11 protein-coding genes are annotated in these 12326 nt (G+C 45.4%); 2 read left to right on the top strand and 9 right to left on the bottom strand.

Annotated elements, in window-relative coordinates; all coding sequences use genetic code 11:
* On the bottom strand, positions 1-1428 hold a 1428-nt coding region (locus AOQ29_RS08135; protein WP_242977408.1), incomplete at its 3' end, for a RelA/SpoT family protein.
* 299 nt (positions 1429-1727) lie between these two features.
* Between AOQ29_RS08135 and AOQ29_RS05660 the strand changes: the two genes are divergently transcribed.
* On the top strand, positions 1728-2939 hold the full coding sequence (locus AOQ29_RS05660; RefSeq protein ID WP_061993532.1) for an MFS transporter: 1212 nt from the start codon (positions 1728-1730) through the stop codon (positions 2937-2939).
* A 51-nt stretch (positions 2940-2990) separates the two neighbouring features.
* Here the strand turns inward: AOQ29_RS05660 and AOQ29_RS05655 are convergent, their stop codons facing one another.
* From AOQ29_RS05655 to AOQ29_RS05630, 6 genes are all read right to left on the bottom strand, one after another.
* On the bottom strand, positions 2991-3275 hold the full coding sequence (locus AOQ29_RS05655; RefSeq protein WP_061993531.1) for a DUF7671 family protein: 285 nt from the start codon (positions 3273-3275) through the stop codon (positions 2991-2993).
* Positions 3275-5797, bottom strand: a complete 2523-nt coding sequence (locus AOQ29_RS05650) for a carbamoyl phosphate synthase preATP-grasp domain-containing protein (protein WP_061993530.1) — start codon at positions 5795-5797, stop codon at positions 3275-3277. The genes AOQ29_RS05655 and AOQ29_RS05650 overlap by 1 nt, the downstream gene beginning before the upstream one ends.
* Positions 5778-6857 (bottom strand): carbamoyl phosphate synthase small subunit, encoded by a 1080-nt coding sequence (locus AOQ29_RS05645; protein ID WP_061993529.1) that lies wholly within the window; start codon positions 6855-6857, stop codon positions 5778-5780. Before AOQ29_RS05645 ends, AOQ29_RS05650 begins: the two co-directional genes overlap by 20 nt.
* A gap of 78 nt (positions 6858-6935) precedes the next feature.
* Positions 6936-7463 carry a bifunctional pyr operon transcriptional regulator/uracil phosphoribosyltransferase PyrR gene (pyrR, locus tag AOQ29_RS05640; RefSeq protein ID WP_061993528.1) on the bottom strand — a complete coding sequence of 176 codons (528 nt, stop codon included), beginning with the start codon at positions 7461-7463 and terminating at the stop codon, positions 6936-6938.
* A 30-nt stretch (positions 7464-7493) separates the two neighbouring features.
* The gene (locus tag AOQ29_RS05635; protein ID WP_061993527.1) at positions 7494-8432 is read right to left on the bottom strand and encodes an RluA family pseudouridine synthase; all 939 of its coding nucleotides are present in this window, start codon (positions 8430-8432) and stop codon (positions 7494-7496) included.
* Positions 8432-8809 (bottom strand): hypothetical protein, encoded by a 378-nt coding sequence (locus AOQ29_RS05630; RefSeq protein ID WP_061993526.1) that lies wholly within the window; start codon positions 8807-8809, stop codon positions 8432-8434. The genes AOQ29_RS05635 and AOQ29_RS05630 overlap by 1 nt, the downstream gene beginning before the upstream one ends.
* 101 nt (positions 8810-8910) lie before the next feature.
* Between AOQ29_RS05630 and AOQ29_RS05625 the strand changes: the two genes are divergently transcribed.
* Positions 8911-9300 (top strand): reverse transcriptase-like protein, encoded by a 390-nt coding sequence (locus AOQ29_RS05625; protein ID WP_061993525.1) that lies wholly within the window; start codon positions 8911-8913, stop codon positions 9298-9300.
* Between the two features lie 107 nt (positions 9301-9407).
* Here the strand turns inward: AOQ29_RS05625 and AOQ29_RS05620 are convergent, their stop codons facing one another.
* Together AOQ29_RS05620 and AOQ29_RS05615 are read right to left on the bottom strand one after the other, a co-directional pair.
* Positions 9408-9932, bottom strand: coding sequence for a GNAT family N-acetyltransferase (locus tag AOQ29_RS05620; RefSeq protein ID WP_083989344.1), 525 nt, complete (start codon positions 9930-9932; stop codon positions 9408-9410).
* A gap of 227 nt (positions 9933-10159) precedes the next feature.
* Positions 10160-12326: DUF1542 domain-containing protein (locus AOQ29_RS05615; protein WP_158530757.1), on the bottom strand; the 2167-nt coding region annotated here is incomplete at its 5' end.

The following is a 12326-nucleotide window of genomic DNA, read 5'->3' as shown; positions in this document are numbered from 1 at the left end:
CCGAGTGGAAACCAAGTCGAGCCAATCTCGTGATGGGGTCGCATTGGGGCTTGTCAAAATCTCAAGGATATCTCCATTTTGTATTTTATAATCCAAGGGCACAATTCGACCGTTAGCCTTAGCCCCGGTCGTTCGAGTTCCAACATTTGAGTGGATGGCAAAGGCCATATCCAATGGACTGGCTCCCCGAGGTAATTCATAAACGTCGCCAGCCGGTGAAAAAGCATAAACTCTGTCAACAAACAAATCTGCCTGAACGGAATCCATGAAGTCCTGAGCATCGGTCGCCGATTCTTGTAATTCCAAGATTCCTTGGATGACATTCAAAGCCTTTTCGCTTTGGTCTTCAACATCCGCTGATTCATTCGACGTCCCACCGTGCTGCTTATAAGCCCAGTGCGCCGCAACCCCATATTCAGCCACTTGGTGCATGGCGTGGGTTCGAATTTGCACTTCTAGTGGCCGGCCTGAGGGGCCAATCACCGTTGTATGAAGTGATTGGTAGCCGTTGGGTTTAGGCAAGGCAATATAGTCCTTAAACCGACCCGGAATTGGTGTCCAGTGGGCGTGAATTGCTCCCAAAACAGCATAAGTATCCGGAATCGAGTTCGTCAACACCCGGATTGCAGACAAGTCGTAAATTTCTTCAAAGGACTTATGCTTATCAACCAATTTCCGATAAATCGAGTAGATATGCTTAGGACGGCCATAAACAAGAACGTTTTCTAGACCTAATTCTTCAATACTTTCATTCAGCTTGTCCACAGCCTCTTGGATTGACTTAATCCGCTCTTCGCGTTTCATATCCATCAAACCAGCAATCTTGTGGTAGGCGTCTGGCTCCAAAACAGCCAATGACAAATCTTCCAATTCCCACTTAATTGCCGAAATTCCTAACCGATCAGCTAAGGGAGCATAAATCGATAAGGTTTCGTTGGCAATTCGGCGTTGCTTTTCTGGTCTTAAGGCATCAAGGGTCCGCATGTTATGCAAGCGGTCCGCTAATTTAACAATGATAACCCGAATATCCTTAGCCATCGCTAACAAGAGCTTACGATGGTTTTCCGCTAATTGGACCTTGGAATCTTGGTATTTAATCTTGGAAATTTTGGTGACGCCGTCAACAATCCGTGTCACGACTGGATCAAAGTGTTCGGTCACATCGTTCAAATCAACGGGTGTATCCTCAACGATATCGTGCAAGAAGCCGGCAACGACCGTTGGTCCATCCATTTTCAATTCAGCTAAGATTCCGGCAACTTGAATGGGGTGAACAATGTAAGGTTCCCCTGACCGACGCTTTTGCTTTGCATGGAGGTTTTTAGCCCAATCGTAGGCGGCTTGGACTTGGGTAACCTGATCACTGGGGAGGTAAGCCTGGACCATTTCTAATACTTCATTAGCGGTGTATTCTTTGTATTTAGTCATCGTTTCGAGACCTTCCTATACTAAAAATAGCCCAGCAAGTCGCCTGGGATGATAATAAAAAAAGACAAAGCTTGTCTTTTTATTGTTAATGCTTTAAGGTAATTTCTATTATAGTGTACTTTAGGTAATGGGACAAGCCAATTACTCTCAGAACCGTCTGATAGGACTGTTTTCACAGTGAAATTGATTTTTTATGTCAATCTTAATCAAAATGATACCTTTACCGCCTTTATTTCTGTCGGAAAAAGAGTAAACTAAGCTCTTGTGTATCAATAGCTTTTATCGTCAAGGAGGTTTCAATGACCGATAACCAATCTGAAATCAACTGGAAACGTAACGTCTGGATCGTCTGGTTTGCCGTCTTTATGACCGGCGTTGCTTTTTCTGAAATTTTACCATTCATGTCCCTGTACATCGATACCCTGGGGCACTTTTCTAAAACAGAGCTAACTTTTTACTCTGGTGCTGCCTTCGCAGTCAATTTCTTAGTTTCAGCCATCGTTTCACCCATTTGGGGAAAAATTGCCGATAAAAAGGGCCGCAAATTAATGATGATGCGGGCTGCCTTAGGACTTGCTATTACCCTCTTTTTGATGGGCTTTACTCAAAACGTCTGGGAACTCCTCGCCTTGCGAGCCACCCAGGGAGCCCTAGGTGGGTTTGTTTCAAACGCTAACGCCCTAGTTGCAACCCAAACACCCAAGGACCACGTCGGCCGGTCTCTAGGCATTGTCGTGACCGGCTTTACCGGTGGACAGCTGATTGGTCCCCTCTTCGGAGGTGCCATGGCCGAAGTCGTTTCCTATCAAACGCTCTTCCATTTGACCGGTTTCATTCTCTTGATTGTCTTTTTCTTCATTTGGTTTTTGATTGAAGAACGCCCAATGGCCGCTCCAAAAGTCAGTGAGACCGGGACGCCAATCACTTGGAAAACACTACCAAAAAAGTCTTTGCTGGTTTCAATTTTCATCACCACGATGTTAATTCAGACTGTCAATATGTCTATCAACCCAATCGTTTCGCTCTTTGTCCGCGAAGTCGTCCATAACGGCCATAACGTTACCTTTATCGCTGGTGTGGTCGCGGCTATGCCTGGTTTGGCAACCGTAATCTTCGCGCCTGTCTTTGGTCGTCTCGGAGACCGCATTGGAACTAAGTACATGATTCAGGTTGGCTTCTTAATTGCCATCCTGGCATTTGTTCCAACAGCCTTTGTTACTTCAGTTGTTATGCTGGTGGCCTTACGTTTTGTGGTCGGTATTTCCGATTCAACGATGTTACCAGCAATTCAGAGCCTCTTAACACGGGCAGCACCAGAAGGAATGGTTTCACGTATCTTTTCTTATAATCAATCCTTCCAGTCAATCGGTTCCGTCATGGGACCAATGTTAGGTGTCGCCATTGCTTCCGTCTTTGACTACCGGGCCATTTTCATTATCTCGGCTATCATTGTCGCGGCTAACAGCCTGCTCTTCTACTTCAACGTCAATCGTAAATACGATTTAAACTAACTTTGCAACCAAAAAGAACTCCACGAAATTTTTCGTGGAGTTCTTTTAATTTTATAATAAGTCAGTCAGTGAAACCTGTTCACTTGTAAACCGACCCATTGGTTGGTAGTCATGGCGTTTTTTAAAGGGCAAGGGGGCAGTCTCAACTAAGGCTACCCGCTGATTTTGCTCGGTCAAAAAGATTTGACCTGGGCCTTTTACCTGCCCCTTAGTGTGCTTGCCAATCCGCCAAGGATGGGGCTGAGCCCCCTTCTTAACTTCATACTGACCAGATTTATTTTCCGTTAGCATGAGACCATATAAAATTAACGTATCGTATTGATTACTCTTAGCCATTACCCCTCCTCATCTGCATAGGGGGCAATCCGGGCTCCCATTTCAAACCGTGTTGTATCGACCCAATGATCAGGTTTCCAATGCAAGGCATAATCCGTTGCACTAGCCATTAAGGCTAAACGTTCAAAATTAGGATTCGTATTTACTTCGGCCAAAAGTTGCCGGTCAGCGGCGTTTAATTGACCAATCCAAGCTCGGACGACCATTCGACCTAGCGGCATTTTCAAGACCTTAGTCAAATAGGCAATGTGCCCATACGGCATTGGTCGCAACCAGGTATCAATTGATAAGTTTGGCAAATCAACCTGACTAACCCACTGATTAATATCAACCCGCCAAATTACCTGGTAAAGTCCAGGACTCTGCAGGTCTAAACCAGCCAAAAAGTTTGGATTGATTTCTTGGTCTAGCAAGCGAATTTGCCCCGGCTGATGTTGGAAAATAATAAGCGGAAACTTGTCTTTTCCATCGTAAAAAAGGTTCAAGACAAATTCAGATTGACTAAATTCTGGACCAGCTGGGTGATGCTTTTCTTTTGGAAAGACAATCACATTTTGTCCTAAATCCTCTAAGGCCGCAATCAATTTCTTGCGGTTTCCTGGGACTAGGACCGCATGCGGATTTTCACGATCAATCACCGACATAACGTCAGACGTTTCCAATGGCTCCAAATACTGCTTATCCGATAAATGAGGCAAGAGGGTCGGATCAGCCGCATTGTTATTCATGATAATGGTCTTATACTTCAACCGGTGTAATTCGGATAAAGTGACGCTGGTCATATAACCAGCCGAAGCACCATCCCCCATTCGAAAGGCACCAGGACCGATAATCACAACCGACCGGTCACAGACTGGATTCGATTCATTTTCCTCTTCAAAGGTCGCAAAAAATTGGCGGGCATGCTCCGGAAATTCACCGGCTGACGGTTCCAAAGCCTTGTAGGTTGGAATGATGTCATTAGCCCGAGCCAATTGTCGAATTGATTGAAAATCGGTCCGCCAAAAACGGGCTAATAGGCCGTCCGACAGGCCAGATTTTTTTGCCATCTTTAATGCTTCAGCATCGCCAGGTTGTTGGTCAACAGAAAGTTCAATTGCTAATAGACGCTTTAATTGATAAAAATAAAATTCATCAATATTCGTTAATTCAGCGAGTTCATCAACTTCATAACCACGTCGCAAAGCTTCAATCAAAAGTAATACGCGATTATCCTGAGGATGAATCAATTGTTGGATTAATTCATCGTCGGAAACATCCGCCATGTACTTGGGAGCAAACGAACGGTTGTTAAAATGGGCTGACCGAATGGCCTTTTCCATCGCTTCCACAAAAGTTCGACCAAATCCTAGGGCAGATCCAACTGACTTTTGAACCGAATTCAATTGCCGACTTACCTGAGTACCAGTGGCCTCCATATCACCAAAAGAAAAGACCGGTAATTTAACAACAATATGATCCATCACTGGTTCCATAATGGCGGTTTTGGCATGAAAGGCGTTCGGCAAAACTACTTCTGTTAATAGCTTGCCAACTGCCAGTTGGGCAGCCACAAGCATGACCGGATATCCGGTCATAACGGCCATCCTATTCGTCAGCTGATCGAGGTATGGCGACACCTTAATCACATAAATATCACCCGTTTTCTCGTTAAAGGCAAATTGAACATGTAAGACCCCCTGTAAGCCGAGCAAGTTGGCAATCAAAAAGGACTGGGCTCTCATCTGCTGCAAAACTTGGTCAGACACCGTTAACACCGGTGCAACTGACAAAGAATCGGCACTGTGGATACCAATTGGGTCCATGTCTTCAGAAGAACCGACCTTTAAACAATTACCGTCACGGTCACGAAGAACCAAGACAGAAATTTCCTTTAAGCCATTAATAGCCTTAGCGATCGACACTTCGTGGGTCAAAGACTGCCCCATAACTTGGCTAACGACTTGGTCAAAGTCATCAAGTCGGTCAATTATCTGTCGAGTGGTTGTTTGAATTGGCTGATGGGCTCGAACGACCAACGGCAGTTCCATTTCCCGCAACAACTCACTTGCCTCTTCTTGGTTTTTGACCACCGCAGATGCTGTGACATTCAATCCGGCATCAATGATGCGATCAAAGAGTAACCGGCCATCATTAACTTGATGGAGTTGGCTGGGCTTTAGTCCTAAACTAGTTGGAACTGGGCCATTTTCTGGACGCCATTCTGCTAAGACCTGGTCCCAGAGGCGTAAGGCCCGCGTTCCACCAAAGGTTGGCAAGACGGCATCAATGTTTTGTTCGGCCAGTACCGCTTTGACGTTTTCAACAGTCAAAGGACGCAAGAAACCCGTCGTCGCTGGCGATTCAATCGCTAACGAATATGGGTTATCATCAATAACCGAGGTGGTATAACCTAGACTATTTAAGATGGGTAGAACTTGGTAAATGGCCGCATCGCTTTCACCTTGCAGGCCAAAATCAGTTTCACCACCACCGATAAATAAAATATTTTCAATTGGTTTTTCAACTATTTTTTTGTACATAATCCGCTACCGTTTCAAAAAAATCGGCAAAAATGCCGTTGGCTTCCAATGGTCCCGGGGCACCATCAGGGAAAAACTGAACTGAAAAGGCCGGATAATTCCGTAAACGAATTCCTTGAATTGACCCGTCAACGAGGTCACGGTGAGTTACAAAGAGCTTCTTGGAATCAAGGGACTCTTCATCAATCACATAACCCCGCCCCTGTCGAGCATAGAAGATACTTTGTGAAATGATTTCTTGAATCGGATGGTTCATCCCGTGATATTCAGCCGGTAGGGCCTTGACCCCCGCCCCATTCGCCAGGGCTAATAATTCATGTCCCAAACCTAGTCCCAGTAAAGGCACCTTGGTCTGCAACACCCGGACAAGGGTCGAAACTTCATCTGGTAGGTCCTTGGGATTTCCTGGTCCAGTTGACAAAATAATGCCATCCGGATCAAGAGTCAAAACTTCGTCAACCGTAGTCGTAAAGGGTAAGACCGTGACATTGGCGTCATAGTCACCTAAGACTCGTAAAATACCATGTTTCAAGCCAAAATCAATCACAATAATATGAAAGCCACGGCCAGGATTGGCATAGGCCTTTGGTGTCGCCGTATTTTGGACCTGCTTATTGGTCAAAACCGTTGCCACCAATTGATCAACCGCATGATCATCAACCACATCAACAATCGTCGCTTTTTGTGGGCCAGTTTCACGCAGATGACGGATCAATTTCCGTGTATCAACCTCGTAAAGACCAGGAATATTATGGTGTTGCAAAAACCGGTCTAGGTTCATCCGCCGTTGCCGGTTGGTCGAAACCTCCGCCAGATCATGGACAATTACACCGCGAATTTTGGGGGTGGTGGACTCATAGGCCTCAGCGTGAATTCCATCAGCGCCAACAACAGGCATGGCAAAAACAATCATTTGCCCATCATAAATTGGGTTGGTGATTGTCTCTTGGTAGCCTGACATGGCCGTATCAAAAATGATTTCGCCAAACGTTGTGGCTGGGGCGCCAAAGCCTTGACCTGAAAAAACTGTCCCATCTTCTAAGATTAGGTGTCGTTCCATAAGACTCCTTCTCACTGACTGTTGTCTACTTCAAATTAAAATCAACACTGGCCGAGCCAGTCCGCAATAAAAATCCTTTTAGTGCTCAATTTCGACGGAATCTTCTCCATCGAATTCCTTGACCTTAACTTTAATTTTCTCATTTTGGGCCGTTGGAATATTTTTCCCAACAAAATCAGCCCGAATTGGTAACTCTCGGTGTCCTCTATCGACCAAGACCGCCAAGGCAATTGCCTGAGGGCGACCAATTTGAATCAATGCATCCAAAGCTGCCCGAGTTGTTCGACCGGTAAACAAAACATCGTCAACCAAAACAATATTTTGGTTGGCAATGTTCAACTTTTCAGCAGAGTCCAATCCCAAATCATCATGACTATCCAAGTGATCATCACGATAGTTGGTTACATCAATTGCCATCACTGGAATCTGAACTTGTTCCAATTGCTCTAGTCGGTCAGCAATCCGGTGGGCCAGGTATTCCCCACGGGTCTTAATCCCAACTAAAATCAAATTTTGGCCACCCTTATTGCGTTCCAAAATTTCATAAGTGATTCGCGTGAGGGCTCGTTGCATTGAGTCTGAGTCTAAAACGACTTTATTTGCCATGTCTGTTCCTTTCAAAGCGCTTCAATACGGTTACTGGTTATCAAATTTGCTATCTTCAACCCGCAGGCCGGTTAGGACCTGTTGGAAAATCGCCGGTAATTCGGAGTCAAACCGCAGTGTTTCTTGGGTTTGTGGTTGTGTTAAGACCAAAGTCTTAGCATGGAGCAACTGTCCTGGTAACTTAATATTTAAGATTTTGTCTTGGTGACCGTAAACATTGTCACCAATTACTGGATGGCCAATATAGGCCAAATGAACCCGGATTTGATGGGTCCGGCCAGTTTCGAGGGCTAATTCCAAGAGTGTATAACCTTGGAACCGTTCAACCACCTTAAAGTGGGTCACGGCCTCTCGGCCACCAGCGATGACAGCCTGCTTTTGTCTATCTTTGGGGTGCCGACCTAATGGTGCATCAATTGTGCCTTCATTTTCTGTAAAGTTCCCACGAACTAGGGCGTAATAAATCCGTTGAGTCTTATGAGCCTTTAATTCCGCAGCCAAAGCTTGGTGAGCGGCATCATTTTTAGCAACCATTAACAAGCCCGAAGTATCACGGTCAATTCGGTGAACAATTCCCGGGCGGAACTCACCATTAATTGTTGACAATGGGGCGTGGTAAAGCAAGGCATTTACCAAGGTACCGCCCGGATGACCGGGAGCCGGATGGACAACCATCCCCTGGGGCTTATTCACTACTAAGAGGTCGTCATCTTCATAGACGATATCCAAGGGAATATTTTCTGCCTCCAGGGCTGTTTCTTTAGTTTCTGGTGGTGTGATGACAATTTCATCAGCTTCTTTGACCACATATGACCGCTTAACGGTTTGACCGTTAACTAAAACACAACCGGCCTTAATCAAGTTTGCCAAGGCTGACCGTGAATATGTTAAGTCAGCCTGACTTAACACAGCATCAAGCCGGCCACCGGCCTGGTCTGCGGTTATTACAATTGTCTGGGCATCTGCCATTAGGCTAATCCTTTCACCGCTTGTGCTATTTTTTTGCTCAAGTGGTAAACCCTCACCTGACCAGCTTGGTCGACAGTGAGTTTGCGCTTATTAACTGAAAATTGAACGCCTTCACCTGCTAGGTCAAGGGTTTGGGCCTTTTTCCGACCCACAAAGGTCATGGTCAAAACTGACCCTGACAACTCCATTTGGCGTCGGTAATGAGTCAAAATTCCAATTGCTAAAATTAAAACCGTGTAGGCACCCCAACTAAAATCAATATTATAAAATAATTCACAAGCCCGAATTGGACTCATTAACAGTGCCGAAAACCATAAAATCCAATAAATTCTTGATCCATCGGTCACCGGCTGATAAAAGCCTCGTGTAACAGCCATTAAAAATCTCCTTAAAATTATCTAAACATCTCTTATTTTACCATTTTAGACCAGGTTCTGGTATTGTTAGGGGGAAAGAAAAACGATGTGAGGTTAATCTCGTGATTCATTTAGCAATTGACGCCGCCTTTCAACACGATACCCATCAGGCCAGTGCTGGCCTGGTCCTAAAACAAAATGGCCAGCAAGACCAAGACAAAACAATCTTAGACACTTGCATCGATAACCACCAGGCTGAATTTCTAGCCTTAATTTGGGCCCTATCAAACTACCAAGACCAACTGAAGGCCGATGGTCTTTTAGAAGTTCTCTCAGATTCTAAAATTCTTGTTGCTTCCTTACAAAAAGGCTATGCTAAAAACTACCAAAAAGAAGTTGATTTGATTTTGAACCTACTCCCCAATCCGGCCACCACGTTTTTTACCTGGGTACCCGAAAAGCAAAATCTTGGCCCTCATCATCTGGCCCTCCAAGCCCTGAAAAAGGCTTAACCTGGCCTCAATTATAGGTTTAAGAACTTAAATCAAAATTACAACCAACAAAAAACTGTCAAAATAATGGACTGATTCTACAGCCACTTACTTCGACAGTTTTTATTTTAGTCTTTAATGATTAATTGGTAAGCCCAACGTGCTGTTGAGATATGGTCAGCTTCTTCCATATGCACAACCCCGCGCTTTTCAAAGCCATTATTAGCAATGACTTTTTGCATTGGTAAGTTACCTGGGTGGGTATCAATCCGAAAATCACGGGCCCCCTGGGCATAGAAATAAGAAATCAAAGAGGTCATAAACCGAGCTGACAACCGTTGTCCACGGAACTTGTCAGACATGGCCACCCGATGTAATGAGGCATAGTCGTGTTCGTGCCCACTGTGAACCCAGGCACCTTCGGTGATGGCAGTATAGAGTGGGTCTTCTCCCTCAAAGGCGGCCGCATAACCAGCGACATCCTCATCAACCATCAAAACAAAACCACGGTGAGCATCTAAGTCGGCTTGCACTGATTCTTTATTGGGATAATCAGCCTGCCACTGATCAATCCCCTGTTCCTTTAAATACCCTTTAGCAGTCTGTAAAATAGTGACAATTTCATCAATATCACGAGCTTGGGCACGACGCATAAATACTGCTGGCATAGACGGTTATGTGCATACCAAAATTTTGGTATGCTACTCCCTTCGAAAATGTTATTAAGCATCAATTATAGCACAGCACTTTCGCAAAAATAAAACCCATTTTAAACTTTTCATAAATTTTGTTCTAAAAAAGCCTCCCTGACCGTCTTAGTCACAGACAGCCTGGGAGGCTCTTTCATTTGGAATAAATTACTTGTGATTAAACAAGCTGCTTAGTCTTCTTCCTTCTGGTTCTTACGTTTTTTCTCAATTCGCTTAAAGACAATGGTTAAGGCGCTCCAAATAACAATTGCCGCAGCCAAAGCCCACTGGAAAATGGTCTTCATAACCCGACTTGTTTGAGGCAAGACAGAATTCTGGGTTTGGTTTTGATTTTGGTTAGTATCATTCTCCATTGACAAACCATCTTGTTCTAATTCTGGTTGAGCTGAGATTGATTCAGTCGCTACTGGCACACCAACTTGACCTTGGTCCTGGTTGGTGCTAGTACCTGGGTTAACTTTCCCTGGGGTAGATCCTGGACGTTGACTATCCTCACCACCATTATTGGTATCCTTCTTTGGCGTTGGTTGGTCATCGTGTCCTGGTATTGGGGTTGGATTAGTATTCGGTACGGGAACCTTATCTAGGTCTTCATGCCCGATTTTTACCGCCTGATCAACATCCCCCTGAGTTCGTGCTTGGTCAATCAAGTTCTTGATTTTTTGGACAATGGCATCAATGGCCTTCATTTGTTGAGCTAGACTATCGCTATTCACTCCAGGAATTTGGCCAAATTTCTTTTTTGCATCGTCTCCAGCCTTTTGAATTTCTTCCTTGGCTTGGTCGATAACCTTCTGGTCAACCGATTGGAATGACCGCATCAAGTCTGGGGCACCAACCGCATTAATTTCATTAAGCCCATCAGTGGTCACAAAGACCAGGTCCAAGTGAGTTGGTGCTTGGTCGATGGCGGTCATCGTCTTTTGCATAATTTGGTCAACTTGAGCTTCTTGTATCTCAAGCGATTGGCTATCATGGCCAATAACCGCTGCCAAATTAACTTTTTTGGCCATGGCTCCTTGACTAAGTCGTGTCTTCGCCTGGGCCCGTTCTGCTGGACTAGGTACTTGGTAAATCCATGGTGTTTCTGGGTCCGAAACAGCTTGAATAGCAACAGTCGTATTCGCAACTACTTCATCAATATCACCATTAATGCTGACTTCATCAAGGTCAGCCAAGCCACTGGCTTGAATTTCTGCCACTTGTTCTTGGGCTTGCTCCACCTCACGTGGGTTTGCACCCCTAACCGCTTGAATTTTCTGGTTCTTCGCTGCGACTACTTCCGCAATCTTAGCTTCTCCCTTGGCAATTTCATCAGCACTAGCTGGCTGGTGGGCCTTATCCACATCTGGAATACCAACATTATCGAGTTGGTCAAGGCTGGTACCCAAGCGGTCAGACAAATCACCAACTGTCTGTGCCTGGTTAATGGCAATCTTGTTTTTGGCCAAAGTCAAAGCAACTTCACCTTGGTGGTAACCAAGACTAGCTTGGTTAACGCCATAGACCGCGGCATATTTTTCATTTTGAAGGTCTGCCTGCTTGGTCAAAACTACTTGAGCCTGGTTTTTTTGGGCTGAGCTGGCTGGTTGGAAATCAGCTAGTAAAGTTGGTTCCTGAACTGCATTAATTGCGGCCGTAGCCTGTACTTCAACCTGAGTCAAGTCACCATTTGTCCGAGCCCCATCAACTTGGCCTAAACCAGTATGCAACGCCTGGTCCAAGAGGTTAACTTGGATCGTTAAGCTGGCCAAATCAACATGGGCAATTTGGCTAAATTGACTTCGCCGGTCGGCAACCAAGTCAGTCAGCCTCTGCCGGACGCCTTGCTTGCTAGCTTCTGTTGCTGGCTGGTAGTCAAAGGACAGGTCTGGCTGGGCAATTTTTGCTAAGTCAGCTAAGGCTTTGATGAGTGCCTTGTCGACTGTTCCCTTAGTCTGAGCCTGCTTAATTGCGGCTTGACCCTGGTTTACAGCCTGGTTGACCAGGTCATTTTGGTGGCCGAGGCTAATTGGGTCCAGGTGGTCAACCTTGGTCCAGCCGTTAATGCGGTCCTGACCAGCCTGACCCAACTTAGTGCTAGCAACTGCACGGTTGGCTTCTGTTGCTGGTTGAGCAGCAGTGATTAGGTCTGGTTGGGCAATCTTCTTCAACTGATTTAAGGCCGCAATCAGAGCTCGGTCAACATCACCATTGGTTTTAGCCTGAGCGATTGCCGTCTGCCCAGCCTTGACAGTTTGGTTAACAAGGTCACTTTGGCGACCAAGGCTAATTGGATCAAGGTTGCCTAACTTCTTCCAGGCATCGATTTGTGCTTGGCCACTTCGACTCAACTTT

This window comes from Fructobacillus ficulneus (assembly GCF_001047075.2).
GTDB classification, from domain to species: Bacteria; Bacillota; Bacilli; order Lactobacillales; family Lactobacillaceae; genus Fructobacillus; species Fructobacillus ficulneus.
Note: the sequence above shows the minus strand (reverse complement) of the source record. Positions and strands in the feature narration are given on the sequence as shown.